At 69.1% G+C, this 18914-nt stretch carries 15 protein-coding genes; 10 read left to right on the top strand and 5 right to left on the bottom strand.

Going from position 1 to position 18914, the window contains the following annotated elements; translation table 11 throughout:
- Positions 1-60 precede the first annotated feature (60 nt).
- From alr to I0D00_RS11345, 4 genes are all read left to right on the top strand, one after another.
- Positions 61-1134 (top strand): alanine racemase, encoded by a 1074-nt coding sequence (alr, locus tag I0D00_RS11360; RefSeq protein ID WP_213639819.1) that lies wholly within the window; start codon positions 61-63, stop codon positions 1132-1134.
- A 104-nt stretch (positions 1135-1238) separates the two neighbouring features.
- Complete coding sequence (locus I0D00_RS11355) at positions 1239-1787, top strand: cupin domain-containing protein (RefSeq protein WP_213639818.1); 549 nt, start codon at positions 1239-1241, stop codon at positions 1785-1787.
- Between the two features lie 122 nt (positions 1788-1909).
- The gene (locus I0D00_RS11350; protein ID WP_213639817.1) at positions 1910-2326 is read left to right on the top strand and encodes a c-type cytochrome; all 417 of its coding nucleotides are present in this window, start codon (positions 1910-1912) and stop codon (positions 2324-2326) included.
- Positions 2327-2454: 128 nt separating this feature from the next.
- Positions 2455-4590: an acetyl-CoA hydrolase/transferase C-terminal domain-containing protein gene (locus I0D00_RS11345; protein WP_213639816.1), complete on the top strand. Its 2136-nt coding sequence runs from the start codon at positions 2455-2457 to the stop codon at positions 4588-4590.
- Here the strand turns inward: I0D00_RS11345 and I0D00_RS11340 are convergent.
- Both I0D00_RS11340 and rep read right to left on the bottom strand, forming a co-directional pair.
- Positions 4574-5146, bottom strand: a complete 573-nt coding sequence (locus I0D00_RS11340) for a xanthine phosphoribosyltransferase (RefSeq protein ID WP_213639815.1) — start codon at positions 5144-5146, stop codon at positions 4574-4576. The genes I0D00_RS11345 and I0D00_RS11340 overlap by 17 nt on opposite strands.
- Before the next feature lie 67 nt (positions 5147-5213).
- A complete protein-coding gene (gene rep / locus I0D00_RS11335) occupies positions 5214-7226 on the bottom strand; it encodes a DNA helicase Rep (protein ID WP_213639814.1) in 2013 nt (670 codons plus the stop codon).
- Between the two features lie 180 nt (positions 7227-7406).
- On the opposite strand from rep, the gene I0D00_RS11330 reads away from it, so the two are divergent.
- Together I0D00_RS11330 and I0D00_RS11325 are read left to right on the top strand one after the other, a co-directional pair.
- Entirely contained in the window at positions 7407-9083 is a 1677-nt protein-coding gene (locus I0D00_RS11330; RefSeq protein WP_420850781.1) for a putative bifunctional diguanylate cyclase/phosphodiesterase, read from the top strand.
- Positions 9084-9311: 228 nt separating this feature from the next.
- Positions 9312-10991, top strand: coding sequence for a putative bifunctional diguanylate cyclase/phosphodiesterase (locus tag I0D00_RS11325; RefSeq protein ID WP_213639813.1), 1680 nt, complete (start codon positions 9312-9314; stop codon positions 10989-10991).
- Between the two features lie 9 nt (positions 10992-11000).
- Here the strand turns inward: I0D00_RS11325 and I0D00_RS11320 are convergent, their stop codons facing one another.
- Complete coding sequence (locus I0D00_RS11320) at positions 11001-12380, bottom strand: NorM family multidrug efflux MATE transporter (protein WP_213639812.1); 1380 nt, start codon at positions 12378-12380, stop codon at positions 11001-11003.
- Between the two features lie 138 nt (positions 12381-12518).
- On the opposite strand from I0D00_RS11320, the gene I0D00_RS11315 reads away from it, so the two are divergent.
- Positions 12519-13439 carry a LysR substrate-binding domain-containing protein gene (locus tag I0D00_RS11315; RefSeq protein ID WP_213639811.1) on the top strand — a complete coding sequence of 307 codons (921 nt, stop codon included), beginning with the start codon at positions 12519-12521 and terminating at the stop codon, positions 13437-13439.
- A gap of 24 nt (positions 13440-13463) precedes the next feature.
- Here I0D00_RS11315 and I0D00_RS11310 read toward each other — a convergent pair whose 3' ends face one another.
- Both I0D00_RS11310 and I0D00_RS11305 read right to left on the bottom strand, forming a co-directional pair.
- Complete coding sequence (locus tag I0D00_RS11310; protein WP_213639810.1) at positions 13464-14963, bottom strand: YifB family Mg chelatase-like AAA ATPase; 1500 nt, start codon at positions 14961-14963, stop codon at positions 13464-13466.
- A gap of 38 nt (positions 14964-15001) precedes the next feature.
- The gene (locus tag I0D00_RS11305) at positions 15002-15274 is read right to left on the bottom strand and encodes an accessory factor UbiK family protein (RefSeq protein ID WP_213639809.1); all 273 of its coding nucleotides are present in this window, start codon (positions 15272-15274) and stop codon (positions 15002-15004) included.
- A 403-nt stretch (positions 15275-15677) separates the two neighbouring features.
- Here I0D00_RS11305 and glnK point away from each other — a divergent pair, with 403 nt between their 5' ends.
- The 3 genes from glnK (at position 15678) to I0D00_RS11290 (ending at position 18695) form a co-directional block, all read left to right on the top strand.
- Positions 15678-16016, top strand: coding sequence for a P-II family nitrogen regulator (gene glnK, locus I0D00_RS11300; RefSeq protein WP_003096476.1), 339 nt, complete (start codon positions 15678-15680; stop codon positions 16014-16016).
- A 36-nt stretch (positions 16017-16052) separates the two neighbouring features.
- Complete coding sequence (locus I0D00_RS11295) at positions 16053-17366, top strand: ammonium transporter (RefSeq protein ID WP_213639808.1); 1314 nt, start codon at positions 16053-16055, stop codon at positions 17364-17366.
- Between the two features lie 78 nt (positions 17367-17444).
- Complete coding sequence (locus I0D00_RS11290; RefSeq protein WP_213639807.1) at positions 17445-18695, top strand: ammonium transporter; 1251 nt, start codon at positions 17445-17447, stop codon at positions 18693-18695.
- The last annotated feature ends 219 nt before the right edge of the window (positions 18696-18914 follow it).

Genomic DNA, 18914 nt, shown 5'->3' with positions numbered 1-18914 from the left:
GCTTGGCCCGGTTCTGCCGGGCCTTTTTATTCACCGTTTCCGTCAAGAAGTGTGAGAGCCATGCGTCCAGCCCGTGCCCTGATCGATCTAGAGGCCCTGCGCCACAACTACCGGTTGGCCCGCGCGGTGGCCGGCGCCAGGGCCCTGGCGGTGATCAAGGCCGACGCCTACGGCCACGGCGCCGTGCGCTGCGCCCAGGCGCTGGAAGAGCAGGCCGACGGCTTCGCCGTGGCCTGCATCGAGGAGGCGCTGCAGTTGCGCGAGGCGGGCATCCGCGCGCCTATCCTGCTGCTCGAGGGCTTCTTCGAGGCCGAGGAACTGGCGCTGATCGAGCAACACGACCTCTGGTGCGTGGTGCATGCGCAGTGGCAGATCGAGGCGATCGAGCGCACCGCCCTGGGCAAGCCGCTGACCCTCTGGCTGAAGATGGACTCGGGGATGCACCGGGTCGGCCTGGCGCCGGCCGACTACCAGACGGCCTACCGGCGCCTGTTGGCCAGCGGCAAGGTCGGCAAGATCGTGCTGATGAGCCACTTCGCCCGCGCCGACGAGCTGGATTGCCCGCGCAGCGAGGAGCAGCTGGCGGTGTTCCAGCAGGCCCGCCAGGGCCTGGCGGCGGAGATCAGCCTGCGCAACTCGCCGGCCGTGCTCGGCTGGCCCAACATTCCCAGCGACTGGGTGCGCCCCGGCATCATGCTCTACGGCGCCACCCCCTTCGAGCAGGAGCAGGCCCAGGCGGCGCGCCTGCAGCCGGTGATGACCCTGGAGTCGAAGATCATCAGCGTGCGCGAGCTGCCGGCCGGCGAGCCGGTCGGCTACGGCGCGCGCTTCGTCACCGAGCGGCCGACCCGGGTCGGCGTGGTCGCCATGGGCTATGCCGACGGCTACCCGCGCCATGCCCCGAGCGGCACGCCGGTGAGCATCGACGGCCAGCCCGCCCGGCTGATCGGCCGGGTGTCGATGGACATGCTCACCGTCGACCTGACCGATCTGCCCCGGGCGGGCCTCGGCAGCCGGGTCGAGCTGTGGGGCCGGCAGGTGCTGGCCAGCGACGTGGCGATCCGCGCCGGCAGCATTCCCTACCAGCTGTTCTGCAACCTGCGTCGGGTGCCGCTGCTCTATTGCGGGGGGTGAGGCGACTCGCCGGGCAGGATTTGCAAGCAGGGTGTTGTAAATACTGAACGCTGTTGCCATGATACGGGCACATTTTCCGTATCTTCCCCAGGGGGACTCCAGCATTGGACGTCGGTGTACGACTGCAATCCATTCGCAAACTCAAAGGCCTTTCCCAGCGTGAGCTCGCCAAGCGCGCGGGCGTCACCAACAGCACCATTTCGATGATCGAGAAGAACAGCGTGAGCCCCTCGATCAGCTCGCTGAAGAAGGTCCTGGCCGGTATTCCCATGTCCCTGGTGGAGTTCTTCTCCCTGGAGGTGGAGCAGGACAATCACACCCAGGTGGTCTATCGGGCCGGGGAACTGATCGACATCTCCGACGGCGCGGTGACCATGAAGCTGGTCGGCAAGGCCCATCCGAGCCGGGCCATCTCCTTTCTCGACGAGACCTATCCGGTCGGTGCCGACACCGGCGACGAGATGTACGCCCACGAGGGCGAGGAAGCCGGGCTGCTGGTCGAGGGCCGTCTGGAACTGACCGTGGGCAGCGAGGTGTTCATCCTCGAGCCGGGCGACAGCTACTACTTCGAGAGCAGCAGGCCCCATCGCTTCCGCAACCCCTTCGACGCGCCGGCGCGGCTGATCAGCGCGACCACCCCCGCCAACTTCTGAGGCGCGGGCCAATAACCCTGCGACAATCTGGGTTGTTTCGGCCCGGCAGGCTTCCCGTTATACTGTCGCCCGCTCGCGAAACCGTGGCCGCGGGCGTGACTAGCCACGATGAGGGTGTATCCGTGAACCTAATTAGCAAGATGCTGGTGGCCCCGGCCGCCGTATTGGCCCTGTGGGCAGTGACTGCGCAGGCCGCGACCAACGACGAGATCGCCGCGCGCCTCAAGCCGGTCGGCGAAGTCTGCGTGATGGGCGAGGAGTGCAAGGGCGTCGAGGCGGTCGCGGCTAGCGCCGGCGGCGCGGCCCGCACGGCCGACGACATCGTCGCCAAGCACTGCGCCGCCTGCCACAGCGCCGGCGTGCTGGGCGCGCCGAAGATCGGCGACAGCGCCGCCTGGCAGGCCCGCGCCAGCAACGGGGTGGACGGCCTGCTGGCCAATGCCATCTCCGGTATCAACGCCATGCCGCCGAAAGGCACCTGTGGCGACTGTTCGGACGACGAACTGCGCGCGGCCATCGAGAAGATGGCCGGCCTGTAAGGCAGCCACTGCCGCACTGAAAAGCCGCCTTCGGGCGGCTTTTCGCATTCTCGTCCCGGCGATGCAGCAAAACCGCCCGGCGCGCAGTCAAACCTGACATCGCCAGGGAGGTCGTCGGGAGTCGCCAGATGCCGGAGCCGTGTTCCATCGAGCAGGCCGTCGATCGCGTGCTGGACGCTATCGAGGGCCCCATCCGCCTCGGTCTGCCACTGGGCCTGGGCAAGCCGAACCGCTGGGTCAACGCCCTGTATGCGCGCCTCAAGCAGCTGCCGGAGCGCCAGCTGACCATCTACACGGCGCTGTGCCTGGGCCGTCCGCGGGCCCGCCAGGAGCTGCAGCGGCGCTTCCTCGAGCCCTTCGTCGAGCGGGTCTACGGCGACTACCCCGAGCTGGATTTCCTCGCCGACCTGCATGCCGGCCAGTTGCCGGGCAACGTGCGCATCGAGCAGTTCTTCCTCGAGCCGGGCAGCCTGCTGGACAACCCGGCGGCGCAGCAGGATTACAACAGCTGCAACTACAGCCAGGTCGCCCGCGACCTCGATGCCAAGGGGGTCAACCTGATCGCCCAGCTGGTGGCCCGCGACCCGCGGCGCCCGCGGCACTTCAGCCTGAGCTGCAACCCGGACATCACCCTCGACCTGCTGCCCCTGCTGGAGCGGCGCCGTGCGGCCGGCGAACGCATCCTGTGCCTGGCCCAGGTACACGAGGACCTGCCCTATATGGCGGGTACCGCGGAAGTCCCCTGCGAGCGCTTCGACCTGCTGCTGCGCGAGCCGGAGCGCAGCACGCTGTTCTCCGTGCCGAACCAGCCGGTCAGCCTGCAGGACCAGTGCATCGGGCTGCATGCCAGCAGCCTGGTGCGCGATGGCGGCACGCTGCAGATCGGCATCGGCGCCCTGGGCGATGCACTGACCGCGGCGCTGCTGGCGCGGCAGCAGGACAACGACGCCTACCGCGCCGGACTCGAGGCGTTGCAGGGCGGGCGCTGGGCGGCGCAGATCGCCGCGAGCGGCGGCCTGGGGCCCTTCGACGAGGGGGTGTACGGCTGCAGCGAGATGTTCGTCAACGGCCTGCTGGCCCTGGCCGAGGCCGGGGTGCTGCGGCGCCGCGTCTATCCCGACCTGCGCCTGCAGCAGCTGGCCGCCGCCGGCGCGCTGGACGGCGAGGGGCGGCCGCACAGCGTGCAGGCGCTGCTCGACGCCGGCCTGCCGGCGCGCCTGGACGCCGCGACCCTGGCCTGGCTGCAGGCCAGCGGTCTGCTCGACGCCTCGCCGCAGCTGCGCGGCGAGCGCCTGCAGCTCAGCGATGGCCGCGAGCTGGCGGCCGCCCTGGACGACCCGCGCACCCAGGCCGCGCTACGCCCCCACCTGTGCCCGGCGCGCGGCGGGGTGCTGCTGCACGGCGGCTTCTTCCTCGGCCCGGCGGACTTCTACCGGCGCCTGCGCGACATGGATGCCACGCGGCGCGGGCGTTTCGCCATGACCGGCATCGGCTTCGTCAACCAGCTGTATGGCGAGGAGGCGCTCAAGCGCCTGCAGCGCCGCGATGCGCGCTTCATCAACAGCGCGTTCGCCATGACCCTGCTCGGCGCCGGGGTGGCCGACCAGCTGGAGGACGGTCGGGTGCTCAGCGGGGTCGGCGGCCAGCACGACTTCGTCACCCAGGCCCAGGCCCTGGACGGCGCGCGTTCCATCCTGCTGCTGCGCAGCTGGCGCGAGTCGGCCGGGCGGCTCAGCTCCAACATCCTCTGGAGCTATGGGCATGTCACCATCGCGCGCCACCTGCGCGACCTGGTGGTGACCGAGTACGGCATCGCCGACCTGCGCGGCAGGACCGATGCCGAGGTGATCGAGGCGCTGCTGAACATCAGCGACTCGCGCTTCCAGCCCGAGCTGATCGAGCAGGCGCAGCGGGCCGGCAAGCTGCCGCGGGACTTCCGCCTCGATCCGCGCTTTCTCGACAACCGCCCGGAACGCCTGCAGGCGGTGCAGGCGCGCCATCCGAGTCTGTTCGACGAGTATCCGCTGGGCAGCGACTTCGGCCGCGAGGAGCGCGACCTGCTGCGCGCGCTGAACTGGCTGAAGGGCAGGTTCAAGCTCAGCGAGGCGCTGGAGCTGGGCCGGGCCGCCCTGGAGGCGCCGCCGCCGGACGACTTCGCCCGCCACCTGGCACGCATGGGCCTGGCCGCGCCGGACGGCTGGCGCGAGGAGCTGTATCAGCGCCTAGTGCTGGCGGGGCTGCACGCGACTATTCCAGAAAGCTGACCGCGCCGCCTGCCAGCGAGGCGATGCGCGCCAGGGACTCGACCCGGTAGCCCCGGGCGTCGAGGTCGGCGCGACCGGCCTGGAAGGACTTCTCGATCACCACGCCGACCCCGGCGATGCTCGCCCCGGCCTGGCCGATCAGGTCGATCAGCGCCCGGGCGGCGTGGCCGTTGGCGAGGAAGTCGTCGATCAGCAGCACCTGGTCGTCGGCATTGAGGTGCTTGGCCGAGATGGCGATGGTGCTCTCGGTCTGCTTGGTGAAGGAGAACACCTTGGAGGTCAGCAGGTCGTCCTTGAGGGTCAGCGACTGGTACTTGCGGGCGAAGATCACCGGCACCCCCAGCTCCAGGCCGGCCATCACCGCCGGGGCGATGCCGGAGGCCTCGATGGTGACGATCTTGCTGACGCCCTGGCCGGCGAAGCGCCGGGCGAATTCGTGGCCGATCTGCTGCATCAGCACGGGATCGATCTGGTGGTTGAGGAAGGCATCGACCTTGAGCACCTGCTCGGAGAGCACGATGCCTTCTTCACGAATCTTCTGCTTCAGCGCGTCCACGCGGTGTCCCTCTTGGTTCTTGGTCGGATGCCCGGTCTGCGCCGGGCTGTTCGAGTGTGGCGCCGCCTCAGGCTTTTTTCAGCAGGGCGCGCATGTTGGCCAGCGCCGAGTTGCCGGTGGCGGCCTTGACCTCGGCGGGGGCGTCTTCCTGGCCTTCCCAGATCAGGTCCTCGGGCGGCAGCTCGTCGAGGAAACGGCTCGGCGAGCATTCGATGATCTCGCCGTACTGCTTGCGCTTGGCGGCGAAGGTCATGGTCAGGTTGCGCTTGGCCCGGGTGATGCCGACATAGGCCAGGCGCCGTTCTTCCTCGACGGTGTCGGCCTCGATGCTGGAGCGGTGCGGGAGGATGTCCTCCTCCACGCCGAGGATGTACACCGAGGGGTACTCCAGGCCCTTGGAGGCATGCAGGGTCATCATCTGCACGCCATCGGCGCCTTCCTCCTCTTCCTGCTGGCGCTCGAGCATGTCGCGCAGCACCAGTTTGCCGATGGCGTCCTCGACGGTCATGTCGCCGTCCTCGTCGCGTTCCAGGGTGTTCTTCAGGGCGTCGACGAGGAACCAGACGTTGCCCATGCGCGCATCGGCGACCTTGTCGCTGGAGGCGTTCTGGCGCAGCCAGTTCTCGTAGTCGATGTCCATCACCATGCTGCGGATCGCGGCGATCGGCTCGTTCTGCGCGCACTGCTGGCGCACCCCGTCCATCCAGCGGGTGAAGCGCGCCAGGCGCTCGGTAAAGCGGCTGTCGAGGTGCTCGCCGAGGCCGATCTCGCCGGCGGCGGCGTACATGCTGATCTTGCGCTCGGTGGCGTAGTTGCCGAGCTTCTCCAGGGTGGTGGAGCCGATCTCCCGGCGCGGCACGTTGATCACCCGCAGGAAGGCGTTGTCGTCGTCCGGGTTGACCAGCAGGCGGAAGTAGCTCATCAGATCCTTCACCTCCTGGCGGGCGAAGAAGCTGGTGCCGCCGGACAGGCGATAGGGGATCTGGTGGTGCTGCAGCTTCAGCTCCATCAGCTTGGCCTGGTAGTTGCCGCGGTAGAGGATGGCGAAGTCGCTGTAGGGCCGCTGGGTGCGCAGGTGCTCGGTGAGGATCTCCAGGGCCACCCGCTCGCACTCGGCGTCCTCGTTGCGGCAGCGGATCACGCGGATCTCGTCGCCCATGCCCATCTCGCTCCACAGCTGCTTCTCGAAGGCGTGGGGGTTGTTGGCGATCAGCACGTTGGCGCACTTGAGGATGCGGCTGGTGGAGCGGTAGTTCTGCTCCAGCATCACCACCTTCAGCGAGGGGTAGTCCTCCTTCAGCAGCATCAGGTTTTCCGGGCGGGCGCCGCGCCAGGCGTAGATCGACTGGTCGTCGTCGCCGACCACGGTGAACTGGTTGCGCGTGCCGACCAGTAGCTTGACCAGCAGGTACTGGCTGGCGTTGGTGTCCTGGTATTCGTCGACCAGCAGGTAGCGGATGCGGTTCTGCCACTTCTCGAGGATGTCGGCGTGTTCCTGGAACAGCTTCACCGGTAGCAGGATCAGGTCGTCGAAGTCCACCGCGTTGTAGGCCTTGAGCGTGCGCTGGTAGTGCAGGTAGACGATGGCCGCGGTCTGCTCCTTGGGCCCGCGCGCCTCGGCCAGGGCCTGGTCGGGGAGGATCAGGTCGTTCTTCCAGGCGCCGATGTAGTTCTTGATCTCGTCGGCGCCGTCGTCGCCGGCATATTCCTTCTGCATGATGTCCGACAGCAGGGCCTTGATATCGCCCTCGTCGAAGATCGAGAAACCCGGCTTGTAGCCCAGGCGGGCGTACTCCTTGCGGATGATGTTCATCCCCAGGTTGTGGAAGGTCGACACCGTCAGGCCGCGCGCCTCGGCGCCCTTGAGCAGGCTGCCGACCCGCTCCTTCATCTCGCGGGCGGCCTTGTTGGTGAAGGTCATGGCGACGATGTGACGGGCCTGGATGCCGCAGTTCTGCACCAGGTGGGCGATCTTGCGCGTGATCACGCTGGTCTTGCCGGAGCCGGCGCCGGCGAGCACCAGAAGCGGGCCGCCGACGTAGTTCACGGCTTCCTGTTGCCGGGGGTTCAGTCGGGACATGGGAGCGAGCCGGAGTCGGGAAAAAAGGCCGCAAATTCTATCAGCAATGCGCCGGTGGGCGCAGGCGGCGCGGCCGGCAACTGGTCGGCTGGTGAGATAATCGCGAAGATTTTGATGCTTTATTAGATTGGTACGACTATAAGTTAAAGTAGTTTGTTAGATGTGAGCTGCGGAGGTTCTGTGTCCTGCCAAAGCGATTTCTGTCGACTGCTGCTGTTGACGACGGAAAACCACTGGGTGAGCCTGCTCGACCGCCTGCTGGCCGAGCAGACCGAGCCGGCTTGGTTGCTGGTGGCCAGCAGCTGGCAGGATGCCACACAGCGCTACCCCGGCGGCCTGCCCGATCTGATCTTCAGTACCCCCTCGTGCCTGCCCGCCGCCGAGCAGTGCCCGCTCCAGCCGATCCTGCTGCTCGAATGCGCGCCGCTGGCGCCGCCGCCCGGGGGCCAGGACTGGCTGGCCCGCGACAGCCTCAGCGCCGAGGTGCTGCGGCGCTGTGTGGATTACAGTCGACAACGCCAGGCCTGGCAAACCCAGGCCGAGCGCGATCCGCTCACCGGAGTGATCAATCGCCAGGGCTTCCAGGCCCTGCTGCACAAGCGCCTGCAGCACAATCGCGGCCGCGGCCTGCTGCTCGGCTACCTGGACCTGGACAACTTCAAGCATGCCAACGACAGCCTCGGCCACCGGGCCGGCGACCAGCTGATCCAGCAGGTGGCGCAACGCCTCGCCGGCGTGCTCGGCCCCCAGGACTGCCTGGCGCGCCTGGGCAGTGACGAGTTCGCCCTGCTGCTGGATGTCAGCCAGTCCAGTGCCCGGGTCGAGTCCGTGGCCCAGACGCTGATGCAGACCCTGGCCGAACCCTACTGGCTGCAGGACGAGAGCCTGAGCCTGGGCTGCAGCCTGGGCCTGGCCTATGGCCGCGCCGGCGAGGATGCCGACCGGCTGCTGTGGCACGCCCAGGCGGCCATGCAGCAGGCCAAGCACGAGGGCGGCTGCAGCTATCGCCTGTATGACGAACGCAGCTCCAGCCAGGCCCGCCGCCTCGCCGATGTCGAGTGCGAGTTGCGCCGGGCGCTGCGTCGCGACGAACTGGAGCTGCACTACCAGCCGCGCCAGGACCTGGCCAGCGGCGCCATCGTCGGGGTGGAGGCGCTGGTCCGCTGGCGCCACCCCCAGCGCGGCCTGCTCTATCCCCAGGACTTCATCCCGCTGGCCGAGCAGAGCGGGCTGATCGTGCCGCTCGGCTACTGGGTGGTGGACCGTGCCCTGCGCGACCTGCGCTGGCTGGCCGAGCGCGACCTGCTGCTGAACCTGGCGATCAACCTGTCCTTCAGCCAGTTCCAGGACAGCCAACTGCTGCCCACCGTCAAGCGGCTGATCGAGAACTGCGGGGTGGCCGGGCGCTGGCTGGAGTTCGAGCTGACGGAAACCGCCATGATGCGTCGCAGCGACTACGTGCTCGACACCATGAGCTGCCTCGGCGAGCTCGGTGTGCGCTTCTCCCTGGACGACTTCGGCACCGGCTTCTCCTCCTTCGTCCATCTGGCCAGCCTGCCGATCTCCCTGCTGAAGCTGGACCGCAGCTTCGTCTCCGGCATGGCGGTGCGCCCGGAGCAGTCCCGCCTGGTCAGCGCGATGATCAGCCTGGCACGCAACCTGGGCCTGGAGGTGGTCGCCGAAGGCGTGGAGAGCGAGGCCGAGCTGGCGCTGCTGCAGCAGTTCGGCTGCGACCAGGGCCAGGGCTTCCTGATCAGCAAGGCGCTGCCGCTGGTCGAGCTGCAGCGTTTTCTGCAGGGTCAGGTCCAGGTCCAGGGCCAGCGCCAGGAGCCCCTGCTCAGCCTGTCCCTGGGCTGATCGCAGGCTGCGTCCGACCCCGGCCGAAGGTTGGGGGGCGCCCCGGACATGATCTCGCTCACAGCTTCCCCTCGTGCCGCTGGTCGGATATGCCGCCGTTGATTAGTGTGTCGCGCGTTCCATGAATCCCCCGCGCCGCGGCCGGGGGCGCGGATGGAGCGGCGTCGCCCGTCGGCGCGCCCGCGGGCGGCCGTGCCGCCGGTCGTCATGCCCAGTCAAGGAAGTCGAGTGGCCGCTCCAGTCCAACCCCCACGTTTGCTCCTGCTGACCGAGTCGGCCCGCTGGATCGCGCGCCTGCGTGAGCAGTTGCGCGGCCTGGGCGGCGACCAGGGGTTGATCACCGCGCCCTCCTGGACGGCGGCCAGCGGCCTGTTCGAGGATGCCGGGCTGGCCCTGCTGCTGTGCACTCCCGAGCAACTGCCGGCGGCGGGCTGCTGCAGCCTGCCGGTCGTGCTGCTGCTGGCGCGGGAGCCCGCCGCCGGGCAGCGGCCGGCCGGCGTCAGCGACTGGCTGGTCGCCGAGACCTTCGGTGCCGATGCCCTGCGCCGCTGCCTGCGTTACGCCGGCGAGCGCCAGGCGCTGCAGGCGACCCTGCGGCGCCTGGCCGAGCAGGATGCCTTGACCGGCGTGGCCAACCGCCAGGGTTTCCATACCCTGCTGGCGGCGCGCCTGGCGCAGACGGGCGGTGCCGGCCTGGCCCTGGGCCATCTGGACCTGGACAACTTTCGCAGCGTCAACCAGGTCCTCGGCCACCAGGCCGGCGACCGCCTGATCCTGCAGGCGGTGGCGCGGCTGAAGGCGCAGTTGCCGGCCGGCGACCAGCTGGCGCGGCTGGGCAGCGACGAGTTCGCCCTGCTGCTCGATGCGCGCCGCGGCCCGCGGCACGTCGAGCGTCTGGTCGAGCGGCTCTGCGAAGTGCTGGCCGAGCCCTACTGGGTCGAGGGCGAGAACCTGCTGCTCGGCTGCAGCCTGGGCCTGGCCCATGGCCGCGATGGCGGCAGCGCCGATGAGCTGATGTGGCACGCCCATATCGCCATGCAGCAGGCCAAGAGCCAGCAGGGCTGCACTTTCCATGTCTATGACGAGCGCAGCCAGCGCGGCGCGCGCGGCCAGGCCGAACGTGAGGGCGAACTGCGCCGGGCCCTGCGCCGCGACGAGCTGGAGCTGCATTACCAGCCGCGCCTGTGTCTGCGCAGCGGGCGCATCGTCGGCGTCGAGGCCCTGGTGCGCTGGCGCCACGGCGAGCGCGGCCTGCTGGCGCCGAGCGAGTTCGTGCCGCTGGCGGAGGAGAGCGGGCTGATCGTGCCGCTCGGCTACTGGGTGATCGCCCGCGCCCTGCGCGACATGCAGTGGTTGCGCGGGCGCGGCCTGCCGGCCCTGCACATGGCGGTCAACCTGTCGTTCCGCCAGTTCCAGGACGGCCAGCTGCTGGCCACCCTGCAGCGGCTGATCGAGGAGCGCGGCGTCGAGGCCCAGTGGCTGGAGTTCGAGCTGACCGAGACCGCGGTGATGCGCCGCAGCGATCGGGTGCAGCAGACCATGCAGGCCCTGGGCCGGCTCGGCGTGCGCTTCTCCCTGGACGATTTCGGCACCGGCTTCTCCTCCTTCGTCCACCTCAACAACCTGCCGATCACCCTGCTGAAGATCGACAAGAGCTTCGTCGCCGGCATGACCGGGCGGGCGGAGAATCGCCAGCTGGTGCGGGCGATGATCGACCTGGCGCACAACCTCGACCTGGAGGTGGTGGCCGAAGGGGTGGAAACCCCGGAGCAGCAGGCGCTGCTGTGCCAGTTCGGCTGCGACCAGGCGCAGGGGTACCTGATCAGCAAGGCGCTGTCGCTGAACGAGCTGGTGCGTTTCCTGGTGTTCGGCCAGCGTCAGGCGTTGCTCGGCAAGGCGCTCATCTAGCCGCTCCGCTCAGTTCGTCAGGGCCTGCTGCGGCACCGGCCGCAGCAGGCGCGCGGTCTTCCACTCGAAGCCCAGGCTCAGGCCGATGGCGGCGCAGGCCAGGCCGCCGGCCAGCCCCCACCACACCCCCGCCGCGCCCCAGCCGAGGACGAAGGCCAGGGTCCAGGCCAGGGGCGCGCCTATCGCCCAGTAGCAGCCGAGGCCGACCAGGAAGGTGGTCTTGGCGTCCTTGAGGCCACGGATGGCGCCCATGGCGATGGTCTGGATGCCGTCGAACAGCTCAAACCAGGCGGCGATGGCCAGCAGGGCGGTCGCCAGGGCGACCACCTCGTGGTAGCCCGGGTCCTGAATGTCGAGGAACAGCCCGACCACCCGGTGCGGCGCCAGCCAGAACAGTGCGGCGAAGGCGAACATGCAGGCCGCGCCCAGGGCGATGCCCAGGCGCCCGGCCCGGCGCGCCTCGAGCAGGCGGCCGCCGCCGTAGTGCTGGCCGATGCGGAAGGTGATGGCGTAGGAGATGCCCACCGGCACCATGAAGGCCACGTACACCGACTGGATGGCGATCTGATGCGCGGCCAGCTGGCCGCTGCCCAGCGCCCCCATGCACAGGGCGGCGAAGGCGAACAGCCCGGACTCCACCGCGTAGGTGCCGCCGATCGGCAGGCCCAGGCGCAGCAGCTCCTGCAGTTCGCGCCATTGCGGGCGCAGCAGGCCGCGCAGCACGGGATAGGCATGCGCCAGCGGGCCGCGCAGCAGTTGCCAGGCCAGCAGCAGCGCCATGGCGTTCATCACCAGGGCGGTGACCAGGCCGATGCCGGCCAGGCCCAGGGCCGGCAGGCCGAACCAGCCCTCGATCAGCGCGTAGTTGAGGACGAAATTGGCCAGGGCGCCGCCGATGCTGATGGCCATCACCGGGCCGGGGCGGCCGATGGCGCTGGTGAAGCCGCGCAGGGCCATGAAGCTCAGGTAGCCGGGCAGGGCGAACACCAGGGTGGACAGGAACTGCATGGCCGCGGCCACGCTCTGCGGCGCCTGGCCGACGTACAGCAGCGCCGGGCGCAGATTCCACAGCAGCAGGCCGGCGCCCAGGGCCAGGCCCCAGCCCAGCCACAGGCCGTTCTGGGTCAGGCGGGTGACCCCGGCGGCGTCGGCGGCGCCATGGCGGATGGCCACCAGATTGCCGACCGCGGCGATCACCCCGACGCAGAAGATCGACACGAAGGAATAGCTGGCCGCCCCCAGGCCGCCGCCGGCCAGGGCCGCGGGCCCGAGCAGGCCCATCATCACGGTGTCGGTGAAGACCATCAGCACATGGGCGAGCTGGGCGGCGATCAGCGGACCGGCCAGGCGCAGGATGGCGAGAAGCTCGTCGCGAAGAGGTGGCTGCATGATGAGTCAGGCTCAATGTTAAGCTGGCCGGTGAACGCCCGGCATTCGGTGGATGTCGCCATTCTGCTGGGCCTTTAGAGGGGCGCACAAAGGGATAAATACGATGCCTTGCATGATTAATACTCATGGTTTGGAGCGATGAGCCGCCGCCTGCCGCCGCTCTATGCCCTGCGCGCCTTCGAGGCCGCGGCCCGGCACAGCTCCTTCACCCGCGCCGCCGAGGAACTGGTCATCACCCAGAGCGCGGTCAGCCGGCATATCCGCACCCTGGAGGAGCACTTCGCCTGCCGCCTGTTCGAACGGCGCGGGCGCAGCCTGCAGCTGACCGAGTCGGCGCGCCTGCTGCTGCCGGGCCTGCGCGACGGTTTCGAGGCCCTGGAGCGGGCCTGCGCCACGCTGCGGGTGGACGACGCCATCCTGCGCCTGAAGGCGCCCTCGACCCTGACCATGCGCTGGCTGCTGGCGCGGCTGTCGCGTTTTCGCCTGCAGCACAGCGGCACCGAGGTGCAGCTGACCAGCGCCTGGATGGACGTGGACAAGGTCGACTTCCACCACGAACCCTTCGACTGCGCGGTGCTGCTCGGCAGCGGCGGTTTTCCCGACGACTGGGACAGCGCCCTGCTGTTCGCCGAGTGGCTGATCCCGGTGTGTGCGCCGGAAGCGGTCGCCGCCGGCGGCTGGGACCTGGCGCGGCTGCAGGGCGCCGAGCTGCTGCACCCGACTCCGGACCGCCGCGACTGGCGCCAGTGGCTGCAGGCCATGGACCTGAGCGAGCAGGTGCCGCTCAAGGGCGGCCAGGTGTTCGACACCCTGGAGCTGGGCATGGTCGCCGCGGCACGCGGCTACGGCGTGTCGATCGGCGACCTGGTGCTGGTCGCCGAGGATGTCGAGCAGGGGCGCCTCGGCCTGCCCTGGCCCTGCGCCGTGCCCAGCGGCTGCAGCTACTACCTGGTCTGGCCCAGGGCCCGGCGCGGCCAGGAGCGCTTCCGCCTGTTGCGCGATTTCCTCCTCGCCGAGGTGGCGGCGATGCGCCTGCCGGATGTGGAACGACGCGGTTGAACGCTGGCTGCGCCGGCCCGCGCCTCAGCGCTGAGGGTCGCCGCGATACTGCAGCGCCTCGGCCAGATGGCCGCGGGCGATGCCTTCGGCCTGTTCCAGGTCGGCCAGGGTGCGCGCCACCTTGAGTACCCGGTGGGCGGCGCGCAGGGACAGGCCGAGGCGTTCGCAGGCGTTCTCCAGCCAGCGCCGATCCTCGGCCTGCAGGGCGCAGTGCTGGCGCAGGCCGTTCAGGTCGAGCAGGGCATTGGCCACGCCCTGGCGCCGCAGCTGCAGCTGGCGTGCCTGGGCGACCCGGGCGGCGCCGCTCGCCGTGTCGCCGGCCGGCTCGCCCGTCGGCGGATGCAGCACGGTGCTCTCGCGGCTCACGCTCAGGTGCAGGTCGATGCGGTCGAGCAGCGGCCCGGAGAGCTTGCCGCGATAGCGGGCGATCTGCTCCGGGGTGCAGCGGCAGCGACCGCCGGGGTCGCCGAGGTAGCCGCAGGGGCAGGGGTTCATCGCCGCCACCAGCTGAAAGCGCGCCGGGAAGCGTACCTTGTCGCGGGCCCGGGCGATGACGATCTGCCCGCTTTCCAGGGGCTCGCGCAGCACCTCCAGGACCTTGCGGTCGAACTCGGGCAGCTCGTCCAGGAACAAGACGCCCTGATGGGCCAGGGTGATCTCGCCCGGTTGCGGGCGGCTGCCGCCGCCGACCAGGGCCGGCCCGGAGGCGCTGTGGTGGGGCGTGCGGAACGGCCGCTGCGGCCAGGCGTCCAGCGGCGCCTGGCCGGCCACCGAATGGATCGCCGCGACCTCCAGGGCCTCCCGTTCGTCCAGCGGCGGCAGCAGGCCGGGCAGGCGGCTGGCCAGCAGGGTCTTGCCGGTGCCCGGGGGGCCACTGAACAGCAGGTTATGGGCGCCGGCGGCGGCCACCAGCAGGGCGCGCTTGGCCGCGGCCTGGCCCTGCACCTCGGCCAGGTCCGGGTAGGGCTGCAGCTGACGCAGCAGGCCCTGGGCCTGGTAGGGCGCGATGGGCGTCTGGCCGTTGAGGTGGGCGGCCAGCTCCAGCAGGTGCTCGACGGCGATCACGGTCAGCCCCGAGGCCAGGCTGGCCTCCTCGGCATTGGCCTTGGCCACCACCAGGCTGCGGCCGGCGGCGCGGGCCGCCAGGGCGGCGGGCAGCACCCCCTGCACCGGGCGCACGGCGCCGGACAGGGCCAGTTCGCCGAGGCATTCGAGCGGTTCCAGGGCGCTGGCCGGGACCTGGCCGCTGGCGGCGAGGATGCCCAGGGCGATGGCCAGGTCGAAGCGCCCGCCGTCCTTCGGCAGGTCGGCGGGAGCCAGGTTGAGGGTGATGCGCCGTGACGGGAACTCGAAGGCCGAGTTGAGGATGGCGCTGCGCACCCGGTCCTTGCTTTCCTTCACTGCCGTCTCCGGCAGGCCGACCAGGGCCAGGGACGGCAGGCCGTTGGCCAGGTGCGCCTCGACGGTGACCGCGGGGGCCTCGACGCCCACCTGGGCGCGGCTGTGGACTATGGCCAGGGACATCGATCACTCCTTGATCGTGCCGTGCCGGCTCGCGCGGGTTACTCGGCGGGCGGCGCGGGCTCGGTGGCGAGGCGGGCTTCCAGCTCGGCGACCTTGGCCTCCAGGGCCTCCAGGCGCGCACGGGTACGGGCGAGCACGGTCATCTGGCTGTCGAACTCTTCCCGGCTGACCAGGTCGAGCTTGCTGAAGCCGCTCTGCAGCAGGGCCTTGAACTGGGCTTCGAACTCGCTGCGCGGCAGCGGGGTGTCGCCGTTGAACAGGCGCGAGGCATGGGCGCCGAGGGCGTCGAGAAAGGCTTTGGGAGGCAGCATGGTGTGGTTCCACTGACAGACGGCGGCAGTGTAGCACGCGCCTCGGGCCTGGGCGTCGGGCTGGCCAAGGGCCGGCATTGCGCACGATTTTCGCGCACGGCTCGGCGGGCGGGCGCACCGTTATCGTGCGTTTGTCTTCCGGAAAATTCGCGACGTCCTGGCTATTAGCCGTTAACTGCCTGAATAAAAGCGCTTTTTCATGAGCTGGCAAGAATTCTGCTTAGTCCCTGTCGACCCATGCACCAATGCGGTTTCGCTGCATCGGACGACGCGGGGAGTGCCTGGCCCGGCGCGGCAGGGGAGTCGGGACCGCCAATGCATTACAAAAGCCAGGCACTGCGCATAGACTTGAGCCGGGTTCGCAATTCCTGGGGCAAGTCCACCTTACACGGGAGAGAGTTACATGAAGCTAGTCACTGCCATCATCAAGCCGTTCAAGCTGGACGACGTCCGCGAGTCACTGTCGGAGATCGGCGTGCAGGGCATTACCGTCACCGAGGTCAAGGGCTTCGGTCGGCAGAAGGGGCATACCGAGCTGTATCGCGGTGCCGAATACGTGGTCGATTTCCTGCCGAAGGTGAAGATCGACGTGGCCATCGCCGACGATCAGCTGGACCGGGTGATCGAGGCCATCACCAAGGCGGCCAACACCGGCAAGATCGGTGACGGCAAGATCTTCGTGGTCAACCTGGAGCAGGCCATCCGCATCCGTACCGGCGAAACCGATACCGACGCGATCTAAGCGCCCTTCGAACCCCCACGCCCCAGGAGTTAAACCATGACTCTGCGAGTTTTCGCAGGGCTCGGAGCCCTTTTGTCTCTCGTTCCTGGCCTTGCCATGGCCGAAGAGGCGAGCCTCAACGGCGGCGACACAGCCTGGATGCTGGTCGCGACCGTCCTCGTGCTGTTCATGACCATCCCCGGTCTGGCGCTGTTCTATGCCGGCATGGTGCGTTCCAAGAACGTGCTGTCGGTGCTCATGCAGTGCTTCGCCATCTGCGCCCTGATCAGCGTGCTCTGGGTGGCGTACGGCTACAGCCTGGCCTTCGACAGCAGCGGCATGGTGCGGGGGGAGGTCAACTTCAACTCCTTCGTCGGCGGCCTGTCCAGGGCCTTTCTCGCCGGCCTGACCCTCGACAGCCTGGTCGCCAGCGTCCCGGAGAGCGTGTTCATCACCTTCCAGATGACCTTCGCCATCATCACCCCGGCGCTGATGGTCGGGGCCTTCGCCGAGCGCATGAAGTTCTCCGCCATGCTGATCTTCATGGCCGTGTGGTTCACCCTGGTCTACGTGCCGATCGCGCACATGGTCTGGGGCGGCGACGGTGCGCTGATGTGGGACTGGGGCGTGCTCGACTTCGCCGGCGGCACTGTGGTGCACATCAACGCCGGGATCGCCGGCCTGGTGGCCTGCCTGCTGCTGGGCAAGCGCAAGGGCTTCCCGACCACCGCCATGGCGCCGCACAACCTGGGCTACACCCTGATCGGCGCGAGCATGCTGTGGGTCGGCTGGTTCGGCTTCAACGCCGGCTCGGCGGTGGCGGCCAACGGCACCGCGGGCATGGCCATGCTGGTCACCCAGGTGGCCACGGCCACCGCGGCCCTGGGCTGGATGTTCGCCGAGTGGATCACCCATCGCAAACCCAGCGTGCTGGGCATCGCCTCCGGCGCGGTGGCCGGCCTGGTGGCCATCACCCCGGCGTCCGGCACCGCCGGGCCCATGGGGGCGCTGGTGATCGGTCTGGCCGCCGGGGTGATCTGCTTCTTCTGTGCCACCAGCCTGAAACGCAAACTGGGTTATGACGACTCCCTGGACGTCTTCGGCGTGCATGCGGTCGGCGGCATCGTCGGCGCCATCCTCACCGGAGCCTTCGCCGCGCCGGCGCTGGGCGGCTTCGGCACGGTGGAGGACATCCCGGCGCAGCTGTGGGTGCAGGTCGAGGGGGTGCTGTTCACGGTGGCCTACACCGCCGTGCTGACCTACCTGATCCTGAAAGTGATCGATCTAGTAATGGGCCTGCGGGTCAGCGACGAGGAAGAGACGGTCGGTCTCGACCTCGCCCTGCACAACGAGCGCGGCTACAACCTGTAAGCACACGGAGTGCGCCCGCTGCCAAGCCGGGCGCCTTAACCGAACAGCGCAACGATAAGCGCCGGCAAGAGGTGAACCATGGACAACACAGCATTGACTGCATTGCAGTACGGTTTCGATACCTTCTACTTCCTCGTCTGCGGGGCCCTGGTGATGTGGATGGCGGCGGGTTTCGCCATGCTCGAGGCGGGCCTGGTGCGCGCCAAGAACACCACCGAGATCCTCACCAAGAACATCGCCCTGTATGCGGTGGCCAGCGTCATGTACCTGGTGATCGGCTACCACATCATGTACTCCAGCCCCGAGGGCGGCATCCTGCCGAGCCTGGGCTTCCTGCTCGGCGACGAGAACGGCGCGGACGCGGTGCTCGGCGGCGGTGACGATGCGCCCTACTACTCGGCGCGCTCCGACTTCTTCTTCCAGGTGGTGTTCGCCGCCACCTGCATGTCGATCGTCTCCGGCGCGGTGGCCGAGCGCATGAAACTGTGGGCCTTCCTCGCCTTCGCCGTGGTCATGACCGGCTTCATCTACCCGGTGCAGGGCTTCTGGAAGTGGGGCTCGGGCTTCCTCAACGAGGCCGGCTTCCTCGACTTCGCCGGCTCCGGCGTGGTGCACATGGCCGGTGCCAGCGCCGCCCTGGCCGGGGTGCTGCTGCTCGGTGCGCGCAAGGGCAAGTACGGCGCCGGCGGCCAGGTCAACGCGATCCCCGGCTGCAACCTGCCGATCGCGACCCTGGGGGCCTTCATCCTGTGGATGGGCTGGTTCGGCTTCAACGGCGGCTCGCAGCTGAAGATGAGCACCGTCGAGGACGCCAACGCGGTCGCCCAGGTATTCGTCAACACCAACATGGCCGCCGCCGGTGGCCTGATCGCGGCGATGATCGTGGCGCGCATCCTGTTCGGCAAGTCCGACCTGACCATGGCCCTCAACGGCGCCCTGGCCGGCCTGGTGGCGATCACCGCCGAGCCGCTGACCCCCGGCGCCCTGCAGGCCACCCTGATCGGCAGCGTCGGTGGCGTGCTGGTGGTGTTCTCCATCCTGGCGCTGGACAAGCTCAAGCTCGACGATCCGGTCGGGGCCATCTCGGTGCACGGCGTGGTCGGCATCTGGGGCCTGCTGGCGGTCTGCCTGACCAACCCGGACGCCAGCCTGGGCGCGCAGTTGCTGGGCATCGCCTGCATCTTCGCCTGGGTGTTCGTCGCCAGCCTGATCGTCTGGTCGATCCTCAAGGCGGTGATCGGTCTGCGGGTCAGCGAGGAAGAGGAATACGAGGGCGTGGACCTCGCCGAATGCGGCATGGAAGCCTATCCGGAGTTCACCAAGTCCTGATCGGACGGCTTTGGCATGAGGGCGCCTGCGGGCGCCCTTTGTTTTTTCTGGCAGCGCGCTAGAATGCCCGTCGCAAGGCCTCGGGTCTGCCCTTGCGGCGGCTCCTCCCGGCCCGCCGCGGCGCTCGCGATGGAGCGGGCGCCGGCATTTGAATTTTTGCCGGCGGTGTACGATAGAGTACGCAGCTGGGCTATAACTAATCTGCTTTTCGCAAGTCAT

It is taken from the genome of Pseudomonas lalucatii, from assembly GCF_018398425.1.
Classification (GTDB): Bacteria; Pseudomonadota; Gammaproteobacteria; order Pseudomonadales; family Pseudomonadaceae; genus Aquipseudomonas; species Aquipseudomonas lalucatii.
This window is presented reverse-complemented; position numbering and strand designations above follow the sequence as displayed.